We start from the raw sequence: 23,697 nt of genomic DNA, 5'->3' as shown, positions 1-23,697 counted from the left end.
ATTTTTTATAGAGAGCTTTAATTCTTACCTGTCAATGGCTGTATCCAGACCTTCAAGCCCAACTTGCAATAGCATTGAAGCAAATTGCTGACCATTAATGAGTTGAATTTTTTGCTCTTTAGCGAGTTCAATAGCTTCTTTAGAGTATTCTGTTCCGGAGGAAATTACCCATGATACCTGTGAGTATTCCTCAGATAAGTCTTTGTCAGCTTTGCTCTTGCAATAGGCCGAAATTTGTTCTACTGCCCAAGAAGAAGCTTCGCCATTGTAAAATTTTACTTGGGCATAAAAAACTGTTTTCAAAGCTTCGAAAGTAGCAACTACATCAGCATCCCCTTCTTTGCCACTTTCATTCTTGTGGGGAATAGTTACATTAGTTGCACCTACGCGCTCAAAATACCACTTCACCAACCTTTCGAATTTGTCAGGATTAAGGCTTTTATGAAGTATAGCAAGCGTATTATTTACATTTGCTTCTGTTAATAGGGAATGCAAATTAATGGGCCGCTGTTTATCGAAGGCAACGATTGCTTCTTCAAGGCTATTACGCAAATGCTCTGGTATCTGTACGTTTGTGCCTTGGAATTTCATGCGTGATGTCAAGGCTGCATCTGCGTAGTCGTAGCGAGATAACCCAGTCCGTATAGGTTTGACTTCCCAGAAAAAGCCCAAGTCGATAAGCTCGTTGTTTTCCCGATGAAGTAGTCCATCATTGTGAAAATTAACCGGATTACCGTGCCAATTTAAAATAGGATTTAACGACAAAGAGGAAATGGGCATAGGCTCTTTGCCTGAAATTTCATAAATTGAAAAAGTATCCCAAATTGGTATAACTATCCAATCGCCTGGCTTCATTTCTTTCAGAAAACGCCATAGATTGTAACGTATGCGGGTGTGACGATAATCTTCTCCCCACTCCTCTGCGAAAGCGTTTTCTAAAGCATCCCAGCCATGGGTGTTCAAGTCATTTAAGAAGTCTATTCTGCTAAAATCTGAAAACCCGATAGTGAGATAGCCTTTTTCAAGTAAGCCATGCGAAACCTCTGCATGGTGTTTAATACGGTGTAGCCAAATGTTATTCATGAGTGTTTTTAAGAGGTGAAAAATTCTGCAATCCGACTTGTTTTATGAAATAAATATCTTGTTTTAAGAAACTACTTTTACGATTTTCTGCCGCACCCGCCACGTCAGATACCTACTGCCCTCGCCCGGCCGGGAAGCCTCCAGTTCCAGGCTGCTAACTACCGCTTCATACCCTGCCGTCAGCAACGACTCCCACGACGCGCCTTGGTTCCGGTATTGCCTGGCCGTTGCGGCAATAAAGCGTAGATACTGCTCCTGCCCGGCGGGAGCCAGCCCCAGCGGCCGGGCGGCGGCCAGCTGCCGTAGAAACGGGAGGGCGTTGGCTTTTTCGGCTTCCCAGGCGGGGTCAGTAGGCTGTTTGGATACTTTTAATTGGCGCATGGAAAGGGACGAGCAAATGTAGAAGAAAGTATTCAGTATTAGTAGCTCAGCAGCAGCCACACCTGCATGGCCCCGGTTGCTACCATTACCCGCTCATCGTGGCCAAAAATCAGTTCGCCATCGTTGTGCAGGAGCGCGGAGAGGATGGTTTCCGTGAGTTCGCTTAGCTCGGCCATTTCCAGCGGGGCGGCAGAGTCAGATACGATGTAAAGCAGCGCATACTGGGCCGGCTGCTCCTCAACGGCTGGCGGCAGGGTGGCTAGCAGCTGCCACAGGGCTGCCGCGGCGCGGCCGGGGCCAGTGGTTTCCGTTTGCGCCGCCCGGATGGCCCCGGCCCCGCGCATTACTGTGTGCACATCGCCCATATCCACATTGCCTGGGAGCGGTGGCGCACTGGCCACCAACTCGCGTAGGGCAGTAAGCCAGGCGAACAAGGCCGGCCGGTGCGGAGTCTGCGCGGCTAGCTGGGCCGGGGTGGCGGTGGCTTCCCAGCCAGCCAGTAGGGCAGTGGGGGCGGCTGGCGTGGTTAGGGCAGGGGCGGCGGGCATGGAGTAAAAGGTTAGAATAGGCCCCAAAGGTGACAACCCACCGCGCCAAACCACGTCGCTTTCGCCCCGCCCAAAATTATTCTTTTGCGCCCGGCACGCGCCCAACGGCTGCCAAGTCGTTATTTTGTCTAATGCTGCGCCTGCGCCGATAAAATCTGCGTAATCTGCCCTATCAGCGTCAATCTGCGATTTATGAAATTGTTCAAGTCTGCCGACCTTATCCGCAAAAGCAAGTACATCAGCCGCGATTTGAGCTGGCTGCGCTTCAACTACCGGGTGCTCGACCAGGCCAAGGACCCCGGCCGCTCGCTGTTTGATAAGCTGCGGTTTATGAGCATCACCAGCTCTAACCTCGACGAGTTTTTCATGATTCGGGTGGGCTCGCTGTATAACTACCTCGACTATGGCAAGGAGCGCGTCGATTACTCGGGCATGCGCGAGCTGCCGTTTCGGCGCAAGCTGCTCGACTTTGCGCACCGGTTCGTCAACGACCAGTCACTCATTTACTTAAATGAGTTGAAGCCGCAGTTTGAGAAGCAGGGTTTCAGCATCCGGCGGGTGGAGGAGTTGACCGAGATTGAGCTGAAAAAGGTGGAAGGCTACTTCAAAAACACCGTTTTCCCGCTGCTCACGCCGATGGTGTACGACTCGTACCACGGCTTCCCGCTGCTCATGAACCAGGTGCTGGCCTTTGGCGTGGTCACGCGCGAAAAGGCGGCCGGCGAGGGCGTGCCCGTGTCGGCCACGCCCGACATGGAGAAGGGGCAGGAGCGCCTCACCTTCGTGCAGATTCCGCAGAACCTGACCCGGTTTTTTGAAATCACGCGCAAAGACCGGGTAGTTTTTGTGCCTATTGAGGAAATTGTGCGGGCCAACCTGCACAAGCTGTTTCGCAACGTCGAAATCGTGTCGGCCGACTTGTTCCGGGCCACCCGCAACGGCGATTTCACGCTGGAAGAATCGGAGGATATCGACACCGACTTTATCAAAGAAATTCAAACCGGCCTCAAAACCCGCAAGCGCGGCCGGGTGGTGCGCGTGGAGGTCGAGCCCGACGCTTCGCCCCACCTCATGAGCATCCTGCGCGAGCGCTGGAACATCGACAACGGCAACATCTTCGTCATTCCGGTGCTGCTGGATATGAAGGGGTTGAACCAGATTTTGCGTTACCCGAGCTTCAAGGGCAAGGGCGCCAAGCTACCGTCGCCGGTGCTGCCGCTGAGCTTGCCCGAGGGTGCTGAGGAGAACATGTTTGAGTATCTCAAGCACCACGACGTGCTGATGCACCACCCCTATAATTCAATTGAGCCGGTGGTGCGGCTGCTGGAGCGGGCCGCCGAAGACCCGCACGTGCTGGGCATCAAGCAAACGATTTATCGGCTGGCCGAAGACTCGCGCGTGAGCGCCGCCCTGCTCAAAGCCGCCGAAAACGGCAAGCACGTGTCGGTGCTGTTTGAGGTGAAGGCGCGCTTCGATGAGGAGCGTAACATTCGGGAGGGCGCGCGGCTCGAAAAGGCCGGCTGTTTCGTCATCTACGGCGTAGGTAAGTACAAGACCCACACCAAGATGCTGATGATTATCCGCAAGGAAGGCGAGAAGGTGACGCGCTACGTGCACATCGGCTCGGGCAACTACAACGAGCAAACCTCGCGCCTCTACACCGACCTGAGCATGCTGACGACCAACGATACGTATGGCCACGACGTATCGGAATTCTTCAACGTTATCACGGGCCACTCGCAGCCCGACGACTACGAGTACCTCATCACAGCCCCGCGCGACATGCGCCAGCAGCTCATCCACCTGGTGCGCGAGGAGGCCAAAAACGCTAAAAAAGGTTTGCCCAGCGGCATTGTCATCAAAATGAACTCCCTGGAAGACCGGGAGTTAATTGACGAGTTTTACAAAGCCAGCCGTGCCGGCGTGCCCATCCGCTTTATCGTGCGGGGCATTTGCTGCCTACGGCCGGGCCGGGCCGGGCTGAGCGAGAACATCGAGGTGAAGAGCATTGTGGGCGAGTACCTGGAGCACGCCCGCTTGCTGTACTTCCACCACGGTGGCGAGGCGCGGCTCTACGCCGGCTCGGCCGATGCCATGGTGCGCTCCTTCGACCGCCGCATTGAGGCGCTGTTCCTGATTGCCAACCCGCAGCTGCGCCGCGAGGCTATTCTTATTTTGCAGCTCAATCTGCTTGATAATCAGAATAGTTACCTCATGCGGGAGGATGGCGCCTACATCAGCCAGCGGCCCACCAATGGCGAGCCAGCCATTAACATTCACCGCGACTTTTACCGCCGCCCCGATGAGGCACAGCTAGCCCAGGCTACGCCCGAAGGCCTGCTGGCCCTGCTGCACGACCAAACCGCCAAGCGCCGCCAGCTGGCGGCCGATGAAGCTGCTGCCGTCGCCGCTGCGGCCGTAGTAGCCCCCACCATGGAAGAAGGTGACGACTTCGGCCAGGGCGAAACAATAACGGAAGCAGAATTAGCCCAGGAAGCCGATATCGCGGCTACCGTAGTGGACGAGTAACGTCAGCTGTCATTGCGAGCGTAACGCAGTGGAGCGCGGCAATCTTTCCTTTCCGTTAGGGTGACTATCCCGACGATTAGGAAAGATTGCCGCGCTCCACTGCGTTGCGCTCGCAATGACAGATGTGAGGCGTGGCTACACCAGCGGCCCGTTTTCCACGTCGGCCACCGGCAGAATGCTGGGGTGCACGGTGGGGCTGATTTCGTCGAAGAACTGCTCGAATAGCGCCTGTAACATGCCGTCTTTCAGGCCGATATCGGGCACTATCATGCTGCTGACATTGGCCCACTCCATGGCGGCGAGGTAGATGTGGCCGGCGGGCACGATTACGTCGGCGCGGTCGGGGTTGAGCATGGCCACGTTCACGCGCTCGGTCATGCTCATGGCCCCGAGGCGGTCGAGGATGGCCTGCACGCTGCGCTTGTTCACGGGCTTGTTGGGCGCGGCCGGCGACATGCTGTAAATCTTGTTGATGTTGCCGCCCGTGCCAATGGCGCGGGTTACGTGGTAGCGGCGGGCGTTTTCGCGTACCCAGGCCTCCATGCGCTGCCACAGGCCGTTCATCTCCTCCACGGTGCGGCCGCTTTGCTCCTGCTGCATGCGCCGGATAGAGCCGATTTCGAACGACTGCGCGGCCACCTTACGGCGGTCGTGGTAGATGTTGAATTCGGTGCTGCCGCCGCCTACGTCGATGTGTAGGTAGTGGCGGTTGTCTTCCAGCACGTGCTCGATTACGCGGTTGATATACGCGGCTTCGTCTTGGCCATCAATCACTTGAATAGTTAGGCCAAGCTCCTGCTGCACGCGCGCGGCCACGGCCGCACCGTTGCTGGCCGTGCGCATGGCCGAGGTGGCGCAAATGAGGTGGTGCGACACCTCGTGCACCTCCATCAGCAGCTTGAGCGAGTGCAGAAACTTAACGAACTTATCGGCCTTGCGCGGCGGAATTTCGCCGGTGGCAAATACGTCTTCGCCCAGCCGCAGCGGGTAGCGCACGTACTCGACGCGCTTGAGGCGGTAGCGCCCATTAAAAAAAAGCACGGCCGAAATCTGGCAGCGCACGGCGTTGGAGCCAATATCGATGGCGGCGAGCTTGGTAAGCTGATACTCCATAGTGCAAAGCTAACCGCAGATTCAAGCGGATTTAGCGGATTACGCAGATACGTTTAATCCGTTTGAATCTGCGGCTAATTGGAGTTGTTGATTAGGTTCACTACCAATGTGGCCATCACGTCCTTGTCTTCGGGGCGGCTTTCGGCTATTAGAAGCGTGAGGGCGACCAGCGCATTATCGGCCAGGCGGCGCGTGCCATCGGGTCGGTAGAGGCAGCCGTTGCGGTCGAGGAAATACACAAACAGAAAGGCCGCAATGCGTTTGTTGCCATCCGAAAACGAGTGATTTTTAACGACAAAGTAGAGCAGGTTTGCGGCTTTTTCCTCCACGCTCGGGTACATGTCCTGGCCACCAAAACTCTGGTAGATAGTGCGTACGGAACTCTCAAACGACTTGTCTTTTTCGCGGCCAAACAGCTCGGAGCCGCCAAACTGCACGCGCAGCGCGTCGATGGCTAGCATGGCGCTTTCATACGTCAGCTCAAAGCCGGCCTCGGAGACCGGGGCCACAGTGTCGCGGGCCACGCGCAGGCGCTGGTGGTCGTACTGGTCGAGCACATCGAGAGCCCGGGCGTAGTCACCCAGAATGCGCAGTAGCGCACCCGATTGGTCAGCAGTTAGCTCTTGATTGGTAGCTACTTCGGCTTGCAGCTGCACGAGGCGCTTGAGGTCGGCTAGCTGGCGGGCGCTTTCACGCAAGCGCTTCTCGTTCAGGGCATAACCCTGCACGAGATACTGGCGCAAAACCTGCGTGGCCCACTGGCGAAAGCTGGTGCCGCGCTTGGATTTTACGCGGTAGCCAACTGAGATGATGACATCTAGATTATAGTGGTTCGTGCGGTAAGATTTGCCATCCGCAGCAGTTAGTAAGGATTCCTTACTAACTGCTTGTTCTTCTAATTCATTTTCTTTGAATACGTTACGTAAGTGCATCGTGACGTTTGGGCGAGAAACTTGAAAAAGCTCGCTCATCTGCGCTTGCGTCAGCCATACGGTGTCGTGGTCGAGTTGCACGTCGAGGCGGATTTCTCCATCGGGCGACTGGTAGAGTAAAACGTCTGGGGTAGTGGCGGGCTGCATAGCGGCAGGATACATAAGGAAGTGGCAACTAGGGAAGGCAGTCAGCAATTACAGTCAAGCCAGGGACAATGTACCCGTCAGTTAGCGAGCCGATTGCCCCTGGCTTGGCATTGTTACTCGCCCGGCGCGTTGATGCCTAGTTGCCGTAGCTGCGCGGCGTATTTGTCATAAATCACGCGCAAGTCGGCGTTGTGCTTGGCGGCGTCCATGCCCTGGCTCACGTTGGCCGAGTGGAAGCGGTGCAGGTGGCTGTAGTGCGGGCATACCACGGGCAGGTGCCCGGCCAGTAGAAATCGCACGTACAGGTCCAGGTCTTCGGCCATGGCCAGTTCGGGGTCGTAGCCGCCTACTTCGTCAAGCAGGGCCTTGCTGTAGCACACGTTGCCCTGGATGAAGTGCTCGGCCCGGAAAATGGCGGTGAGCATGGCCGTGGGCGAATTAAATTTCCAGGCGTAGTAATCCTCGTTGGGCAGGTAGCGGGCCTGCTCGTCCACGCGCAGAAAATCGGCTACCAGCCAGGGCCGGCCGGGGTTCGCTTCAATGGCGGCCCCGTAGTGGTAGAGGGTGCGTTGCAGCAGCAGGTCATCGTCGTCGAGGGGCACCACCCAGGCGTCGGCGGGCGTGTGCTGGCTCAGCTCGTTGCGGGCAAAGCCGGGGCGCTTGGGGTCGGGGTGCTGCCAGTGGCGCAGCGGTGGGTGGGGCTGGGCGGCGGCCTCGGTGAGCACGGCAGCGGTGCCGTCATCGGGGCCATTCTGGTACAGCAGGTGCTCGAAGGAGAAATCGAGCGGGGCCGTGATGCTGGCGCGCACACTGGCAATGGTTTCGGGTAGCAGCGCGCGCCGCTGGTGGGTGGGGGTAATTACTGAAAAATGCATTGGCTTCTCTTTCGGGTTAAGCGGCCGAAAAGTTGCGCCGCTCCCCTGGTCTTGGGTGGTATTAGCTGCACTTTACGGGGCTGATGGGTGTTGAGAAGTACTTCCCAGTCGGCCGCCGGGAGGCTTTGTCTCTGCTGCTAAGCCTAAGGTTTTTATTTAAATAATCTGCTGGTTAACAGATAATAAAGAAATTAAAGAAGCTGGTCTGCAAGGTTTCGAAGCCAAGCAGCGCAGTGGCAACTGACCAGTTGACGGCCGTTGCGTCAGCCAGGTGACTACTTTCGGCGGCTGGCCTCATTTTTACTTACTTACTTTTCCCATGCTGCTCGTTTTTCTTGGATTTATTGTGTTGATACTGGGCCTGAATGCTAGCCGCTATTCGGACAGTTTGGGCCGCTGGCGCAACGGCCTACTGGTGTTGGGCGCGGGGCTATTGGTGCTGGGCGTGGCCTTTAGCACGGTGGTGCAGGTGGGCGTGGGTCAGGTGGGCGTACAAACGCTGTTTGGGCAGGTACAGAAGCGGGTGCTGCCGCCCGGCCTGAGCGTGGTGAATCCGCTGGTCGACGTAACACGCTTCGACACCCGCACCCAGAACTACACCATGTCGGCGGTGCGCACCGAGGGCCAGCAGGCCGGCGACGATGCCATCCGGGTGCTTTCGGCCGACGGCCTGGAGGTCGTCATCGACCTCACCGTGCTCTACCACGTGGTGCCCGCTCAGGCCCCGCGCATCCTGTCCACCATTGGCGAAGACTACCAGGATAAAATAGTGCGCGCCATCTCGCGCACCCGCATCCGCGACAATGCCGTGTACTACGATGCCGTGGCCCTGTACTCGACCCGCCGGGAGGAGTTTCAAACCCGCATTCTGAGCGCCATCGAAAAGGATTTTCGCACCAATGGCTTGCAGCTCGACCAACTCCTGATTCGTAATATTCAGCTGCCGCAGTCCGTCAAGGCCAGCATCGAAAGCAAGATTTCGGCCGAGCAGGACGCCCAAAAAATGCAGTTTGTAGTGCAAAAAGAGCGGCAGGAGGCCGAGCGCAAGCGTGTAGAGGCGCAGGGTATCGCTGATTACCAGCGCATTGTGAATACCGAGCTGAGCGACAAGCTCTTGCAGTACGAGGCCATCAAGGCGCAGCAGGCTATTGCCACCTCGCCCAATGCCAAGGTTATCATCATGGGCGGCAAGGGCACGCCGCAAGTGCTGATTGGGGATAAGTAGAGAATCAGTCGTCATTGCGAGCGCAACGAAGTGAAGCGCGGCTATCTCAGAGTCGAACGAAATACGCGCAATTCGTATCGTTCAAGTCTGGGATGGCCGCGCTTCACTTCGTTGCGCTCGCAATGACAGGCGATTACGCCTATGCCACTACTACCTCCTTGCGCTCGCCAATCTGCTGGCGCCACATGGCGTAGTACAAGCCTTTCTGCGCTAGCAACTCAGCGTGGCGGCCGGCCTCGGCCACCTGCCCGCGCTCCAGCACGAAGATGCGGTCGGCGTGCAAAATAGTGCTCAGGCGGTGGGCAATGAGCACGGTAATGTGCTGGCGCGAGCCCGATAGCTCGCGCACCGTGCGGCCAATTTCTTCCTCCGTGAGCGAGTCAAGGGCCGAGGTGGCTTCGTCGAAAACCAGCAGCGTGGGGTGGCGCAGCAGGGCCCGGGCAATGCTGAGGCGCTGCTTTTCGCCGCCGCTCACCTTCACGCCGCCTTCGCCGAGCACCGTGTCGAGGCCCTTGGGGGCGCGGGCCAGCAGGCCATCGGCGGCCGCCTGGTGCAGGGCGTGCAGGCACTCTTCGTCGGTGGCCTGGGGGGCCACAAAGCGCAGGTTTTCGCGGATGGTGCCGGCAAATAGCTGGGTGTCCTGGGTTACGAAACCGATTTGCTCGCGCAGCTGGTCGAGGTCTACCTCCGCACTGGGGATGTTGTTGTAGAGAATCTCACCCGCGAGGGGCGGGTATAGACCCACCAGCAGCTTCACGAGCGTGGTTTTGCCCGAGCCGCTGGGCCCCACGAAGGCAATGGTTTCGCCCAGCTTGGCCCCAAACGAAATGTCCGACAACGCCGGCACCGGGGCCGTAAGGTGCTTGAAGGTAACGTGGTCGAAGGCCAGCGTTTCGATGCGGTTCACGGCCTTGGGGTGGGCGGGCTTCACGTCGCGCGGGGTGTCGAGAATCGTCTGGAAGTTGCCCAGCGAAATCTGGGTTTCGCGGTAGGTGCCAATGATGGTACCAAGCTCTTGCAACGGCCCGAAGATGGAGAACGAGTAGATGAAGAACGAGAAGAACTCGCCCAGGCTGATGTGGTTCTGCACCCGCAAGTACAAAAGCATCAAGATAATAATGTTGCGCAGCAAGTTCACAAACGTGCCCTGCACGAAGCTCAGTGAGCGCAGGTAGCGCACTTTGCGCAGCTCCAGCTTCAGAATTTTGTCGGTGATGCCATTCAGGCGCTCGGTTTCCTGCTGGGCCAGCCCGAGGCTTTTAATGAGCTCGATGTTGCGCAGGCTCTCGGTGGTGGAGCCGGCCAGCGCCGTGGTTTCGCCCACGATGGTCTTCTGAATAACCTTGATTTTCTTGCTCAGCGCAAAGCTCAGAATACCCAGCAGCGGAATGGTGATGAAGTAGCCGATGGCAATGGGCCAGTACACGGTGATGGCGTACCACATCACAAATATGATGCCCACCACGGCCGTAAACAGCACATTGACAAAGCTTTGAATGAGCTTCTCTACATCAATGCGCACCTTCTGGAGCTTGCCCAGCGTTTCGCCCGAGCGCTGGTCTTCAAACACTTGGTAGGGCAGGTCGAGCGAGTGGCGCAGGCCATCAGAGTACATGCGCGCCCCCAGCCGCTGGGTGATGACGTTGACGTAGTAATCCTGAAAATTCTTGGCGATGCGGCTCACCATCGCCACGCCCAGCATGGCCCCTATGTAGGGAATGGCCTGCCAGAAAAATGGCCAGAACGGCACATTCAGCAGGCCGCTCACGCTGCCGGTGCGCGGCACAAAGTGGTCAACCAGCCGGCGAAACAAATAGGGGTCGAGCAGTGAAAAAACCTGGTTGACGGCGGCCAGCACCAGGGCCAGTATCAGCAGCGGCCAGTAGCGGCGTAGGTAAGAATAAAGCAGTTGCATAGCACAAATACGCCGGACCTCACGGCCCGGCGGCAAGAGAAAAAATGGTGCGGGCTGGGTAGCCTGCCCCTAAAAATAGTAGGTCTTAAACCGCCAGTGGCGCGGGGCGGCGTAGCGCCAGCACTACAAATAGCAGCACCAGCAGCGCAATAGCCGGCACCCCTTTAGCCAAGCCACCAGGTATTTTGGTGGCGTGCATAAACACAGCTCCCAGCATAATGATAATCAACCCCAGTGCTGCCGGCCGCACCGTGCGCGGCACCAGCAGGCCGATGCCGCCCAGCACTTCGGCTCCCGCAATGAGGTAGGCAAACCAGCCAGGAACGCCCATGCCGCTGAAGTTGGTGACGGTGGCCTCCGAATGCAGAAATTTGTTGATGCCCGAAGCGATAAAAGCAAAGGCAAGCAAACCTTGCAAAACCCAGGCAACGGTATTTCGGGTAGAAGAAGTCATGGGTAAGAGAAAAATGAAAAGGCTTGAAAAAGTAACCTGTTCCGGTCTGAATAGTTGCTGCTGCCCCGAAACCAGAAAATTTCCCTGCTGGTGCCTGGCACAATAGGCGCACAGCAGCAGGTAGTTGGCGTAGCTATTAATACGACACCTAGCAGAATAGGGGGCAAGGATACCGAATTGCCGCTGGCGTTGCAAAGCGGGCAGCAGACTATCCGCATACGACTAACATACGGAACACAAAAAAACCTCTCCCAATTGGGAGAGGCTCTTTCAAAAATTAAGCTTAGGGCTAACTAGTAGCGGTAAACTTTGTCAGCGTTGTTGGTCTTGAACTGCTCTTCGAAATACTTGGCGTCTTCGGCGTTGCGGGGTTTCACGCCCATCACAATGCCGCCATTCTTGATGCCCTGCTCATACTCAGCGGCATGCTCCTCTGGGATGCCCGAGCCTACCAAGGCACCTACCAAGCCACCCGTGAGGCCACCGGCACCGGCACCAGCCAGGGCAGCGGCCAGCGGGCCAGCGATAATCAGGCCGAGGCCCGGCAGTGCTACCGACGTGCCAATGGCCGCGATAGCCCCAATAATTGCACCAGCCGTGCCACCAATGGCCGAGCCTACGCCCGCACCTTCCATAGCCTTGTCGCCCAGCTCGGTGCGCTCAGCATCGTACTCGTCGTTAAACTGGCTCTTGCGCGTGTCGTCTGACATCAGCAGGTTCACGTCGTCTTTGTGGTAGCCACGCTCGTGCAGTGACTGGTATGCCTTCTCGGCGCTGCTCCGGTCACGGAAAATGCCGCTCGTGGTGCTGCCGTCTTTGTAATCGTAGCTGTCGTTTTCGCCGGTAACGGCGTCCTTTACAGCGTGGGCGGCGCGGTCCGTAGTGTTTTGCACAGCATCAACGCCGCGACCTACTACTGCACCAGCCGTGCCAGCTACTGCTGCACCCTTTTGGGTGGCGCTGAAGTCGTCGCCGGGGCGGGTTTCCGAGTCTATACCGTTGGTTGGCGATGCAGCGGGGGCTGCGCCTTCAGTAGTATTCTTATATTCGGTGCCAGCTTCGTAGCTGGTGCTTTCGTTGCTGAGGTTGCCGCTGTTGCCAAGGCCGGTACCCGTGTTGCTGGTACCGTAGTTAGCGCCTGCGCCAGTGCCTGAATTCATCGGGTTGTTAGAATCGTTGGTGCTCATCGGAAAAGGGGTGGGTGTTAAGGATGCGTCGGCCAATAACTGAATGCTTGGCTTCTGAGTACCTAAACGGGGGTAGAAGAAAGCGGGTTGCGCTACCGGGCTGTAAGAAGGAAGAAATACGCGCTATTTTACTCATAAGCAGACAAAAAAAAGCCCCAACGTTAGTTAGGGCTTTGGGTCGTGGTAGAAGCCTAGTAGGCTGCTGGCTAAGCCGCTACCGTTACTCAGCTGCTACCTCGCGGGCAAACTGCGCGTAATTCTCTTCATTTTGCCAAAAAGCGCGGCATTCTTTTATCAGGTCTTTCAGGAAGTTTTCATCCTGCTTGAGGGTGCGCCACTCGCCCATGCCCAGGCGTTCGCAGAGCTTGTAAAAGTTGTCTCCTTGGCCTTTAGAGCCTTGCACGCGCACTAGGCTGCTCAGGATAGGCCGGCCTGCGGCGTGCTCAGCAGTGGATATTTCAGTCAGAATTTCGTTGAGGCGCGACTTCTCGTGCGAGATGTCGAGGTTCAGGCCCAACTCAGATTCTTGCACCAGCGTGAGGTAACTGACCGTGCCGGCCTGCTGGCGGGCGTAGCGGATGAGGTAGTGACGGAGGCGAATAATCATAGACAAACGGGCGGCTCCAAACCAGCAAAAAGCTGGCTAGGCCTATATTTTTACGAAAAAGGGTGGGACTTAGATTGCCTAACCCCGGCCAGCGGCTCGCAAACGCGTTTTTTACCAGCTGGTTAGGGAGAAGCAGGGTGACCTACCAAAAATCAGGCCCACGTTGCAAAAAAACCGTCTTGCCACCAAAAAATACCTGATTACCTGCCCTGGCGCCGGCGCAGCTCCTTCTGGATAAGTAAAAACTCGCGGCTGCTTTGGCCCGCGATGGCCGTGTTCTCATTGGCGCGGCGCAGCAGGTAGGGCATCACGGCGCCCACCGGGCCGTAGGGCACGTACTTGGCGGTGTGGTAGCCGGCGTGAGCCAGGTTGTAGCTCAGGTTGTCGCTCATGCCGTAGAGCTGGGCAAACCACACGCGCTCATCGCCGGGGGCCAGGCCAGCCTGCTGCATCAACTGCGTGAGCAGCAGCGAGCTAGCCTCGTTGTGGGTGCCCGCGCACAGGCTGATGCGGTCCACGTGCTGCACGCAGTAGCGCAAGCTCTCGTTGTAGAGGTCGTCGGTGGCCTGCTTGCTGGGGTTGATGGGCGTGGCGTGGCCGCGCTGCTGGGCCACGCGGGCCTCCTTCTCCATGTAGGCCCCACGCACCAGCTTCACGCCCACGTAGTAGTTGCCCTGCACAGCGCGGTCGTGGGCGGCTTGCAACGCCTCCAGGCGGTCGTGGCGGTAGAGCTGGTAGGTGTTCCACACAATGGCGCGCTCGTCGTTGTAGCGGCGCATCATATCCTCGGCTAGCTCATCAATAGTATGCTGAAACCAGCTTTCTTCGGCATCTACAAACAGGCGCACGCCGTGCTTATGGGCGCTGGCGCACAGGGCATCGAGGCGCTGCTGGCCGCGGTCGAAGCTAGCTTGCTCGGGTTCGGTGAGGGTGGTGCCGGCCTGCTTTTTTTCGAGCAAGGCCGTGGGCATCAGGCCGGTTACCTTGAAAACCGAGAATGGGATGTTGGGCGTGGTGGCGGCCATGGCGATGGTGGCCAGAATCTCGTCGCGGGTGTGGTCGAAGCTACGGTCGTTGCCGGTGCCCTCCACCGAGTAGTCGAGGATAGTGCCGATGTGGTAGCGGCCCAGCTCGGCAATTACCGGCTTGCACTCGGCAATGGTTTCGCCGCCGCAAAACTGCTTGAAAATACTGTGCTTGATGAGAAAGCTGGTGCCCGGAAAGTTCAGCTTGAGGGCCGCCTGCATGAGGCCGCCGCCGGCTTTTACCAGGCTGCCATTGTTCATGGCCGCAAACAGGGCATACATCTTGCGCAGCTCGCCGTCCGACTTGGCCTCGAAGGCTATACGGGTGTCTTCAAACGAGATGGGGGCCACGGGCGGCGCGGGTACGGCGGAAGGAGCAGACATGAAAAACGGGTAGGAGAGGGGCTGGAGAAGAAGGTTATGCGAAGGTACGGCCCCCTTCCAAAAACCCCGTTCGGGCCGGGTTGGTTACTTTTACACTTCAATGTAGCGTGGACTCTGCGAGTCCGCGCGTTAGCTTATCTGACCGACTTACGCGCGGACTCGCAGAGTCCACGCTACCCCCGTTAATGGAAAAGACCGCTACCGCCGACACGTACTTTACCCGTCGGCTGGCCGCCAAGGGCCAACCCATCATTATTGCCGGGCCTTGCTCGGCCGAGTCGGAAGAGCAAGTGCTTACCGTGGCCCGCGCCCTCAAGGCCGCCGGCCAGGCCGATATGTACCGCGCCGGCATCTGGAAGCCGCGCACCAAGCCCGGTGGGTTTGAGGGCATGGGCACCGCCGCGCTGCCCTGGCTGCAAGCCGCCCGCCAGGAAACCGGCCTGCCCATGTGCATTGAGGTAGCCACGCCCAAGCACGTGGAGGAAGCCCTGAAGCACGGCATCGACGTGCTCTGGATTGGGGCGCGCACCACCGTAAACCCCTTCGCGGTGCAGGAGCTGGCCGACGCGCTGGCCGGCACCGGCACGCCGGTGATGGTCAAAAACCCCGTCAACCCCGACCTCGCCCTCTGGATTGGGGCGCTGGAGCGGCTGGAGCGGGCCGGCATCACCGACCTGGCGGCTATCCACCGGGGTTTCAGTGCGTTTGGGCCCTCGCGCTACCGCAACGCGCCCACCTGGGCCATCCCTATTGAGCTGAAAACCCGCTACCCTCAGCTGCCACTCATCAACGACCCCAGCCATATTGGGGGGGCGCGCGATTTGCTGCTGCCCATCGCCCAAAAAGCGCTGGACCTTGATTATGACGGCCTTATCATCGAGACGCACCCCGACCCTGACCACGCCCTCAGCGACGCGGCCCAGCAGGTGACGCCCGCCCGCCTGCAGGAAATACTAAGCGAGCTGAAGTACCGCTACCGCAGTTCCGACAACGTGGACTACCGCAACAAGGCCGAGGAGCTGCGCCAGAAAATGGACACCGCCGACCACGAAATCCTCGAAATGCTGGCCCGCCGCATGGCCCTTATTCAGGAACTGGCCGAGTATAAGAAGGAAAATAACGTGAAGATTTTGCAGCTCGAGCGCTGGCAGGAAATCTTCAAAACCCGCCCCGAGTGGGGCCGCAAGCTCAACATCGACGAAAAATTCGTGGGCGAGCTCTACAAGCTCATCCACATCGAAAGCATTCGGCAGCAAACGGCCGTGCTCAACGGCCGCCCCGTTGATGGGGAAGTGAACCTGGGCCCTGGTCTATAAATTACTTATAACCAGGCACTTGCCTAAAAAAATAGCCCTTCCGGCCACGTGGCCGGAAGGGCTATTTTTTTAGGCAAGTGCCTGGTTAGCTGGCCGCTTTGCAAGCGGAGCCAGCCCGCGGCTACTGGCGGGTGAAGGTGTACTTGGGGCCATCGGCCGCGCTGCACTGGTCGATGACGAGCGTGTTGCCGGCCAGCGTGTAGGCCCCTTTTGGGGCGTAGGTATCGGCGGCGGCCGGGGTGAGCGTAATCATTGGCTCGCTGGTGCCGCCCCCGCAGCTGATGCCCTCGCCCGTGGTGTACGTGCCTTCGGCCGCGAGCGCCTGGTTGCGGTAAAGCTTGAAATGCTGGCTGGCCTCGAAAGTGACCGACTCATCGGGCACGGGCTGGTTGGGCGGGCAGTGGCACTGGTAGCCGGTGAGGCGCCAGCTACCCACCAGCGTAGTGCCTGGCTCCAGGGCAGTAGGGGTGCGCTGGCACCCGGCTAGGCCAGTAACCAGTAGGCTGATAAAAAAGGATTTAGTCATGGAAAAAGGGAAAGGTTGAAGCAGGTTATTCGGCTACCCAGTGGTAGGTTTCGAAGGCGCCGTAATCAACGCGGGTTTCTCTACCTATAAGTTTGAGGGTCATTTGATTACCTTGATGAATGAGGTCGTAGGTTTTGGCCTCATCATTGGGCAAAGGTAGTCGGTTGGCAAATGTCAGCAGGGGCACTTGCGTGTACTGCTGGCCACAGCGAGTAAAGGTGCCCACCGAAAGCTGGTAGCTTTCCTGGTGTAGCAATTCGCCATTGCGGCGAATCGTTAGCTGGCCACCGGCCCCAAATGTGAGCTGCTGGGTGAAGCCAACGCTGGCCGGGGTACGGGTGCCCGAGAAGCCATTCTGCCAGCTATCCCACTCCCAGTGCCCGGTGGCCATAGCCAGCTCGTCGTAGCTGCTGGGCCGAATGTCGGCCTCTTCCTGGCAGCCGGTGGTGAGCAGCAACGTGGCGAAAAGCAGCAGTCGGTTCATAGAAGCCCGGTAAAGATGCGAACAGCAGGGTATAGCTTAGGAGAGCATTAACCGCCCAAAACCGTTGCACCGCGCCGCGTTTTACTGGCAGCATGGGCCGCCCGGCCGTTTCTTTGCATCCATCACCCTTTCGCTGCTTTAGCCTTGACTACCCCGCCCACCATCGGCCCCGCGGCCCTGCCCGCCCTGGCCGAGCTGCTGCGCCAGGTCCCGCCCAGCCGCCTGTTTGTGCTGGCCGATGCCAACACCGCCCGCGACTGCTACCCGCAGCTGCACGCGCAGCTGCCGGCCCACGAGCTGCTGGTTATCGAGGCGGGCGAAGTGCATAAAAACCTGTCAACCTGCGAGGTAGTGTGGAACTGGCTGACCGAAAACCAGGCCGACCGCCACGCGCTGCTGGTGTGCCTGGGCGGCGGCGTGGTCACGGACCTGGGCGGCTTTTGCGCCGCCACCTACAAGCGCGGCCTGCGCTGCGTGGGTGTGCCCACCACGCTATTAGCCCAGGTAGATGCGGCCGTGGGCGGCAAAACGGGCGTCGATTTTCAGGGCTTCAAAAACCACATCGGCGTGTTTCAGGAGCCGGAAGCGGTGTTTATGGAGCCCGCCTTTTTAGCCACGCTGCCGGCCGGCGAGCTGCGCTCGGGCTACGCCGAAGTCATCAAGCACGCCCTCATTGCCGATGCCGACGCCTTTGCCGCCCTGCGCGGGCTGGCCGTGGCCGCCGTGGCCGACTGGGCGCCCATCATCCGGCATTCGGTGGCGATTAAGGAAGCCATTGTGGCCCAGGACCCGCACGAGAGCGGCCCGCGCAAGCTGCTCAACTTTGGCCACACCGTGGGCCACGCCCTCGAAAGCTACCTGCTGGCCCAGCCCGGTCGCGCCGTGCGCCACGGCGAAGCCGTGGCGGCGGGCCTGATATGCGAGAGCTGGCTCTCGGCGCAGCGTGGCCTGCTTAGCGCCGATGAGCTGGCGCAGGTGCGCGCGGTAGTAGAGCTGTCGTTTGAGAAGCTGCAATTCACTGCTAATGAGTTGGATGACATTGCGGCCTATGCCCTGCACGACAAGAAAAACCGGGGCGACGTTATCAAGTGTACGCTGCTACGCGGGCTGGGCCACGGCATTTTTGACCAGCCCGTGACGCTGGCCGAGATTAAGGACTCGCTGCGGGCGTATGCCGCGTAGGAATGGGATGTGCGGTAAGCTTTAGCTTGCCGTGAGTTGACTGAAGAACAAGTAATTATAGAACGGCAAGCTAAAGCTTACCGCACACCTCCGGTAGGCGGAAGCTTACCGCACATTTTATATGACCAATCAACCTTTGCGCTGGCCGGGCGGCCCCTTGAGCGGCACGGCCCACCTGCCCGCCTCCAAAAGCGAAGCCAACCGTGCCCTGCTGCTCCAGCGCCTGGCCGGCGGCGGCACGCTCAGCAACCTGTCCGAAGCCAACGACACCGTATTGATGGCCCGCCTGCTAGGCCAGGCCGCCACCACCGACCACCTCGACGCCGAAGACGCCGGCACCGTGATGCGCTTCATGACAGCCTACTTGGCCGTAACCGGCTGGCGCGGCACCCTCACCGGCGCTGCCCGCATGAAACAGCGGCCCATCGGCATCTTGGTGGAGGCGCTGCGCACGCTGGGGGCCAGCATTGACTATGCTGAGAAAGAAGGCTACCCACCGCTGCGCTTTGGCGGCCGGGCGCTGGCGGCCAGCGGCGCACAAGTAGAGTTGGCTGTGCGCGGCGACATCAGCAGCCAGTACATTTCGGCGCTGCTGATGGTGGGGCCCACGCTGCCCGGCGGCCTACGCCTGCGCCTGACCGGCGATATCGGCTCGCGACCTTACATCCGCATGACGCTGAGCTTGATGCGGCACTTCGGGGCCACGGCCACCGAGCTGCCCGGCGAGGTGATTGAGGTAGCGCCCGGCGGCTACCGCCCGGCCGACTACCCGGTGGAGAGCGACTGGTCGGCGGCCAGCTACTGGTACGCGCTGGTGGCGCTGGCCCCGACGGGCTCTGCCATCGAGCTGCCGGGCCTGCGGCAGGCGTCGTGGCAGGGCGACCACGTTATCCAGGACATTATGGGGCCGCTAGGCGTGCGCACCGAGTTTTTGGCCGATGGGCGCGGGGTGCGCCTCACCCAAACGGCCCTGGCCCCCGCGCCGGCTACCTACGCACCCCTCGACTTTACCGACTGCCCCGACCTGGCCCAAACCGTGGCCGTGGTAGCCGCCGCCCTGGGCCGCCCGCTGCGCCTGAGTGGCCTGCACAGCCTGCGCATCAAGGAAACCGACCGCATTGCGGCCATCCAGACCGAATTGCGCAAGTTTGGGGCCGATATGCCCGAGGTGGCGCCCGGCGTATTTGAGGTGCAAACAACTGACTTTCAAGTTAATGGCCAAATGATAGAAACCTACGAAGACCACCGCATGGCCATGGCGTTTGCGCCGCTGGCTATGCGTGGGCCGCTGCTGGTGCACGAGCCGCAGGTGGTGCGCAAGTCGTACCCCAGCTTCTGGCGGGCGCTGGCGGCCGCGGGCATGGTGGTGGGGTAAAACAGCGTTTTTTGTAATTAATGAACGGGCCAATTGCTGCGGTTGCGCCGGTCCGAAGGCGAAGCCGTCCGACCGATTGACGAGCGCGCCGCTTGGCTGGCTGTGCGGGCATCGTTCACGCGTCAACCGGTCCGACAGCGAAGCCGTCCGACCGGTGCACGTATTCCGACTTGAAAATCGAATCAACGTAGAGATTCCATGATGAATTATTGCGAAGTAAGCGCGGTGCTGCTAGCAAGCGGCTTGCTGCTGGCCAGTTGCCAGTCGAAGCCCGGCGCGAGAGACGGTGCCGGCGCCGAAAAGCCCGGTGCTATCTGGCAGTCAGCCGCTTACACGCTGTATGCCGATAGCGTGGTGCAGGGTGCCAACCACGCCCGCGCCACCTCGGCCACCGCGCTCACATCCAATTACCACAGCCCGGCCAACGAGCGCCAGAGCCCCAAAATCCTGTTCAAGTTCAGCCTCAATGGCAAGGACAACGAGCTAGCTCCGGGCCAGGATAATGCCTTTCTGGCGCTACCGGCCACGCCCGGCGCGATGGTCGAAACGCCGGTTATCGCCTTTGGCCAGCGCTACGTGGACCCTCGCCCCGAGTCCGCGGGCCAGTACTTGGCCCCCAATACCAAGCTAAAAATTCGGCTCGACCTGCGGCCCGTGCTGGCGGCCTTCGCCAAGCAGGGCTACTACACTACGTTTAAGGGCGAAAAGATTTATAAACAGGACTTTAAAAGGGTTTTTGTGGCCGGTAATACGGCCCCGCTGAGCTGGGACTTTGACAACCTCGCCAACAAGCCCGAGCTGGAAATGCACGACCCTGACGGCGACGGCATCTACGAAGTAACGCTCACGCTCAACGCCCCAGCCGCCGCCAAAACCACGGCCCAGCAGTGGAAAAAGTCCCTCAAAACCGACGACTTTCCGCAGTACACGTCCGAGTACCCGCTGGCCGATGCGCTCTACAACTTGGCCCTGGAGGAGGCGCGCCGCGCCGTGGAGCCCGACGGTACCCTGCGCACCGGCAAGGAGTGGGCGGGCGTGTGGACGCGCGACGTGAGCTACTCTATCATCTTGGCCCAGGCCACGTTGCAGCCCCAGGTGGCCATGCACAGCCTGCTGCACAAGGTGAGTGCCGAGGGCCGCATCATTCAGGACACGGGCACCGGCGGGGCCTACCCGTGCTCTACCGACCGCGTGGTGTGGGCCGTGGCCGCCTGGGAAGTATATAAGGTGACCGGCGACGCAGCCTGGCTGCGCAAGGTGTACCCAGTCATCAAAAAATCGCTGGAAGAAGACGCCCAAAACGCCTATGATCCCGCCACCGGCCTGGTGCGCGGCGAGTCGTCGTTTCTGGACTGGCGCGAGCAGACCTACCCGCGCTGGATGCAGCCCGTGGACATTTACCAGAGTGAAAACCTGGGCACCAATGCCGTTCATTTTCAGGCCAATACCGTGCTGGCCCTCATGGCCCGGCAGTTGGGCGAGGCGGCCGTGGCCGAGCGCCACGAGCGGGCGGCGGGTACGATTAAGCAGGCCATCAACCAACATTTGTGGCTCGATAAGGCGGGCTACTACGGGCAGTACCGCTACGGCCGGGTGTTCCCGGTGGTGTCGCCCCGGGCCGAGGCGCTAGGGGAGGCCCTGAGTGTGCTTTTTGATGTGACTGATGCCGCACGGGCCAAAACGGTGGTGGCTAACACGCCCACCACGCCCTTTGGCATCCCGTGCATCTACCCGCAGATTCCAGGTATCCCGCCTTATCATAATGACGCGGTGTGGCCCTTTGTACAGAGCTTTTGGGCGCTGGCCGCCGCCAAGGCCGGCAACGAGGCATCGCTCACCGAAAGCATGGCCGCCATGTATCGCCCGGCCGCGCTGTTTTTGACGAATAAGGAGAATTTCGTGGCCAGCAACGGCGACTTTGCCGGCACCCAGGTCAATAGCAGTAATATGCTCTGGAGCCTCTCGGGCAGCCTGGGGCTGGTGTATAAAGTGCTGTTTGGCCTGCACTACGAAACCGACCGGCTGCTATTGCAACCCTTTGTGCCGCAAGCGTTTAAGGGTATGCGCAAGCTTACTAATTTTAAGTACCGCCAGGCCGTGCTCAACATCGAGATGACGGGCTATGGTAATGAAATCCAAGAGATTACCCTGGATGGCCAGCCGCTGGCCGGCGCGGCCGTGCCGGCCACGCTCACTGGTACCCACGCCCTGCGCATAGCGCTCAAAAGCCAGGCCCTGGCCGCGGCAAAAGCCAACCGCGTGGCCAACCGGTTCAGCCCCGAAACGCCGCAGGTTGCCTTCGCCAATGGCCAGCTGAGCTGGGCTGCCATCCAAGATGCGCGAACCTACCGCGTGCTCAAAAACGGCCAGCCCGTGCACGCCAGTGGGGCGCTTACCTACGCCATGCCGGCCGGCCCCTACGCCGAGTACCAAGTGCTAGCCATCGACAGCAAGGGCCTCGAATCGTTTGCCAGCGAGCCGCTGCCGGTGGGTGCGCCCGCCATTGAAGTGCAGCTCGAAACCCTGGTCCCGGCCGCTGCTTATGCCTATAAAGGCTTCAGCGGCCAGGGCTTCGTGGAGGTGAGCACGGCCAAAAACACCCGGCTTACCATTCCGGTCGAAGTGCCGGAAGCTGGCACATACGCCCTCGATTTTCGCTACGCCAACGGCAACGGCCCCATCAATACCAATAATAAGTGCGCCATCCGCACCCTGCGCAACGGCCGGGGCCGGCTGCTGGGCACCGTGGTGCTGCCCCAGCGCGGGGTAGAGGAGTGGTCGAACTGGGGTTTCTCGAACCCCGTACTGGTGCAGTTGGCCAAGGGCAAAAACACGCTCACGCTCACCTACGAGCCCGCCAACACCAACATGAACGGCACCGTGAACCAGGCCATGCTGGACTACCTGCGGGTGCGCAAGCTGTAAAACGGAGTGGCACTCCGTTTCCGGCCGCGCAATGCGCAACGCCTAACGGGGTGCCACGTCATTTTAACTGGTATTGACCTAACAACTTGCGCAGCGACAAACGGAGTACCACTCCGTTCTACAGTACTTTTGCTCCCCATGACCGACGCCGAATTTGACTTGCTGGACGAATTATATTTCGTAACCCCGTTTAAAGTATTGCTCGAAAAAACTGGCCAGCCGGCCGCCGAGCTGCTGCCCGTGCTGGCCCGCTTGCTGGAGCGCGGCCTGGTGCGCTACTACTGGCCCGACCCCGACACGGAATTGGCCTACGAGCCCACCTCGTTTGGCGCGCTGGGCCAGGATGCCAGCTACCTGGCTTCCAAGGAGGGCCTGCTGCAGCACAACACCCGCTAGCCGTGGCCGCCGCCGTGCCCGACACCCTGCCCGACACGGCCGTGGTAGTGCCGCCGCCCGTGCGCACCCCCGGCTACTATGTGCGCCAACGCCTGTGGGCCAACCGGCCCGCCGTGGCCGGGCTGGTGTTTATTGGGCTGTGCGCGCTGGTGGCGCTGTTTGGCTACTGGGTGCTGCCCGACAACTCGCCCGATGCCAACAACGGCCTCGTGCAGCTGCAAAAGCAGCCGCCGGGCTTCGTGGCCACCATCCGGCAGGTGCCCGATGCCAACGCGCCGGCCCCCGGCAATGCGCTGCAAGTGTGGCTGCACGGCCGCCCGCCCCAGTTCAAGGACGAGGTAGCTACCGGTGAGAAGCCAACCACTCAGTCGGTCAGGCGCACCTACTGGCTGGGCACCGACAAGGCCGGGCGCGACGAGCTGAGCCGGTTGCTGCTGGGCACGCGCATCTCGCTGGGTATCGGGCTGGTAGCAGTGCTTATTTCGCTGGTGCTGGGGGTATCGGTGGGGGCGGTGGCCGGCTACTTTGGCGGCTGGATTGACAGCCTGCTGCTGGGTTTAATGACCGTGGTATGGAGCATTCCGGGCATTATGCTGGTCATTGGCATTTCGCTGGCCCTGGATAGTAAAGGCGTGTGGGTCAGCTTTGTAGCTGTGGGCCTTACCATGTGGGTCGATGTGGCGCGGGTGGTGCGCGGGCTGGTGCTGGGCTTGCGCTCGGCCACGTTTATCGAGGCCGGCCGGGTGCTGGGGCTGCCCACCAGCCGGCTCATCTTCGTGCACCTGCTGCCCAACCTGCGCGGGCCGATTATCGTGCTGGCTACCAGCAACTTCGCCGCTGCTATTTTGCTCGAAGCCGGCCTGAGCTTCCTGGGCCTGGGCGTGCAGCCGCCCGCCCCCAGCTGGGGCCTGATGGTGAAGGAAGGCTACGACCTGCTGGGCACCGAGGCCGGCCTCTGGCTCACGGCGCTGCCGGGCCTGGCCATCAGCCTGTTGGTGCTGAGCTTCAACGTGCTGGGCAACGGCCTGCGCGATGCCTTCGACCCCAAAACCTCGCTCACCTGAGTGGGCGGCCGGGCGGCTGCGCGT

Annotated in this window: 21 protein-coding genes; 8 read left to right on the top strand and 13 right to left on the bottom strand. The window is 59.9% G+C overall.

Annotated elements, in window-relative coordinates:
- Positions 1–24: 24 nt before the first annotated feature.
- The 3 genes from ACYVGC_RS02410 to ACYVGC_RS02400 all read right to left on the bottom strand — a co-directional run bounded on the left by ACYVGC_RS02410 (position 25) and on the right by ACYVGC_RS02400 (position 2,012).
- Positions 25–1,083 carry a restriction endonuclease gene (locus ACYVGC_RS02410; protein WP_460582180.1) on the bottom strand — a complete coding sequence of 353 codons (1,059 nt, stop codon included), beginning with the start codon at positions 1,081–1,083 and terminating at the stop codon, positions 25–27.
- A 63-nt stretch (positions 1,084–1,146) separates the two neighbouring features.
- On the bottom strand, positions 1,147–1,464 hold the full coding sequence (locus ACYVGC_RS02405; protein WP_460582179.1) for a hypothetical protein: 318 nt from the start codon (positions 1,462–1,464) through the stop codon (positions 1,147–1,149).
- A gap of 38 nt (positions 1,465–1,502) precedes the next feature.
- Positions 1,503–2,012, bottom strand: a complete 510-nt coding sequence (locus tag ACYVGC_RS02400) for an FtsZ/tubulin family protein (protein WP_460582178.1) — start codon at positions 2,010–2,012, stop codon at positions 1,503–1,505.
- Between the two features lie 192 nt (positions 2,013–2,204).
- Here ACYVGC_RS02400 and ppk1 point away from each other — a divergent pair, with 192 nt between their 5' ends.
- Positions 2,205–4,541: a polyphosphate kinase gene (gene ppk1, locus ACYVGC_RS02395; RefSeq protein WP_460582177.1), complete on the top strand. Its 2,337-nt coding sequence runs from the start codon at positions 2,205–2,207 to the stop codon at positions 4,539–4,541.
- 135 nt (positions 4,542–4,676) lie between these two features.
- Here the strand turns inward: ppk1 and ACYVGC_RS02390 are convergent, their stop codons facing one another.
- From ACYVGC_RS02390 to ACYVGC_RS02380, 3 genes are all read right to left on the bottom strand, one after another.
- Positions 4,677–5,654 (bottom strand): Ppx/GppA phosphatase family protein, encoded by a 978-nt coding sequence (locus tag ACYVGC_RS02390; protein WP_460582176.1) that lies wholly within the window; start codon positions 5,652–5,654, stop codon positions 4,677–4,679.
- 74 nt (positions 5,655–5,728) lie between these two features.
- Positions 5,729–6,748 carry a RhuM family protein gene (gene rhuM / locus ACYVGC_RS02385; RefSeq protein WP_460582175.1) on the bottom strand — a complete coding sequence of 340 codons (1,020 nt, stop codon included), beginning with the start codon at positions 6,746–6,748 and terminating at the stop codon, positions 5,729–5,731.
- Positions 6,749–6,846: 98 nt separating this feature from the next.
- On the bottom strand, positions 6,847–7,608 hold the full coding sequence (locus ACYVGC_RS02380; RefSeq protein ID WP_460582174.1) for a glycosyltransferase family 2 protein: 762 nt from the start codon (positions 7,606–7,608) through the stop codon (positions 6,847–6,849).
- Between the two features lie 319 nt (positions 7,609–7,927).
- On the opposite strand from ACYVGC_RS02380, the gene ACYVGC_RS02375 reads away from it, so the two are divergent.
- The gene (locus ACYVGC_RS02375) at positions 7,928–8,833 is read left to right on the top strand and encodes a prohibitin family protein (RefSeq protein ID WP_460582173.1); all 906 of its coding nucleotides are present in this window, start codon (positions 7,928–7,930) and stop codon (positions 8,831–8,833) included.
- A 139-nt stretch (positions 8,834–8,972) separates the two neighbouring features.
- Here the strand turns inward: ACYVGC_RS02375 and ACYVGC_RS02370 are convergent, their stop codons facing one another.
- The 5 genes from ACYVGC_RS02370 to ACYVGC_RS02350 all read right to left on the bottom strand — a co-directional run bounded on the left by ACYVGC_RS02370 (position 8,973) and on the right by ACYVGC_RS02350 (position 14,405).
- Positions 8,973–10,748 (bottom strand): ABC transporter ATP-binding protein, encoded by a 1,776-nt coding sequence (locus ACYVGC_RS02370; protein WP_460582172.1) that lies wholly within the window; start codon positions 10,746–10,748, stop codon positions 8,973–8,975.
- Positions 10,749–10,833: 85 nt separating this feature from the next.
- Positions 10,834–11,202 carry a DoxX family protein gene (locus ACYVGC_RS02365; RefSeq protein ID WP_460582171.1) on the bottom strand — a complete coding sequence of 123 codons (369 nt, stop codon included), beginning with the start codon at positions 11,200–11,202 and terminating at the stop codon, positions 10,834–10,836.
- 293 nt (positions 11,203–11,495) lie between these two features.
- A complete protein-coding gene (locus ACYVGC_RS02360) occupies positions 11,496–12,389 on the bottom strand; it encodes a hypothetical protein (RefSeq protein ID WP_460582170.1) in 894 nt (297 codons plus the stop codon).
- A gap of 220 nt (positions 12,390–12,609) precedes the next feature.
- The gene (locus ACYVGC_RS02355; RefSeq protein ID WP_460582169.1) at positions 12,610–12,996 is read right to left on the bottom strand and encodes a hypothetical protein; all 387 of its coding nucleotides are present in this window, start codon (positions 12,994–12,996) and stop codon (positions 12,610–12,612) included.
- A gap of 200 nt (positions 12,997–13,196) precedes the next feature.
- Positions 13,197–14,405, bottom strand: a complete 1,209-nt coding sequence (locus ACYVGC_RS02350) for a proline dehydrogenase family protein (protein WP_460582168.1) — start codon at positions 14,403–14,405, stop codon at positions 13,197–13,199.
- Between the two features lie 185 nt (positions 14,406–14,590).
- Between ACYVGC_RS02350 and ACYVGC_RS02345 the strand changes: the two genes are divergently transcribed.
- Complete coding sequence (locus ACYVGC_RS02345; RefSeq protein ID WP_460582167.1) at positions 14,591–15,721, top strand: chorismate mutase; 1,131 nt, start codon at positions 14,591–14,593, stop codon at positions 15,719–15,721.
- Between the two features lie 121 nt (positions 15,722–15,842).
- Here ACYVGC_RS02345 and ACYVGC_RS02340 read toward each other — a convergent pair whose 3' ends face one another.
- Both ACYVGC_RS02340 and ACYVGC_RS02335 read right to left on the bottom strand, forming a co-directional pair.
- Complete coding sequence (locus ACYVGC_RS02340) at positions 15,843–16,247, bottom strand: hypothetical protein (RefSeq protein WP_460582166.1); 405 nt, start codon at positions 16,245–16,247, stop codon at positions 15,843–15,845.
- Positions 16,248–16,272: 25 nt separating this feature from the next.
- On the bottom strand, positions 16,273–16,731 hold the full coding sequence (locus ACYVGC_RS02335) for a hypothetical protein (RefSeq protein WP_460582165.1): 459 nt from the start codon (positions 16,729–16,731) through the stop codon (positions 16,273–16,275).
- 144 nt (positions 16,732–16,875) lie between these two features.
- Here ACYVGC_RS02335 and aroB point away from each other — a divergent pair, with 144 nt between their 5' ends.
- From aroB to ACYVGC_RS02310, 5 genes are all read left to right on the top strand, one after another.
- On the top strand, positions 16,876–17,913 hold the full coding sequence (gene aroB / locus ACYVGC_RS02330) for a 3-dehydroquinate synthase (RefSeq protein ID WP_460582164.1): 1,038 nt from the start codon (positions 16,876–16,878) through the stop codon (positions 17,911–17,913).
- A gap of 121 nt (positions 17,914–18,034) precedes the next feature.
- Positions 18,035–19,288 carry a 3-phosphoshikimate 1-carboxyvinyltransferase gene (locus ACYVGC_RS02325; protein ID WP_460582163.1) on the top strand — a complete coding sequence of 418 codons (1,254 nt, stop codon included), beginning with the start codon at positions 18,035–18,037 and terminating at the stop codon, positions 19,286–19,288.
- A gap of 198 nt (positions 19,289–19,486) precedes the next feature.
- Positions 19,487–22,213 (top strand): alpha-L-rhamnosidase-related protein, encoded by a 2,727-nt coding sequence (locus ACYVGC_RS02320; RefSeq protein ID WP_460582162.1) that lies wholly within the window; start codon positions 19,487–19,489, stop codon positions 22,211–22,213.
- Positions 22,214–22,351: 138 nt separating this feature from the next.
- Positions 22,352–22,609 carry a hypothetical protein gene (locus ACYVGC_RS02315; RefSeq protein WP_460582161.1) on the top strand — a complete coding sequence of 86 codons (258 nt, stop codon included), beginning with the start codon at positions 22,352–22,354 and terminating at the stop codon, positions 22,607–22,609.
- Between the two features lie 2 nt (positions 22,610–22,611).
- Positions 22,612–23,673 carry an ABC transporter permease gene (locus ACYVGC_RS02310; protein ID WP_460582160.1) on the top strand — a complete coding sequence of 354 codons (1,062 nt, stop codon included), beginning with the start codon at positions 22,612–22,614 and terminating at the stop codon, positions 23,671–23,673.
- Positions 23,674–23,697 lie beyond the last annotated feature (24 nt).

The sequence above is a fragment of the Hymenobacter arcticus genome (assembly GCF_054779975.1).
Note: the sequence above shows the minus strand (reverse complement) of the source record. Positions and strands in the feature narration are given on the sequence as shown.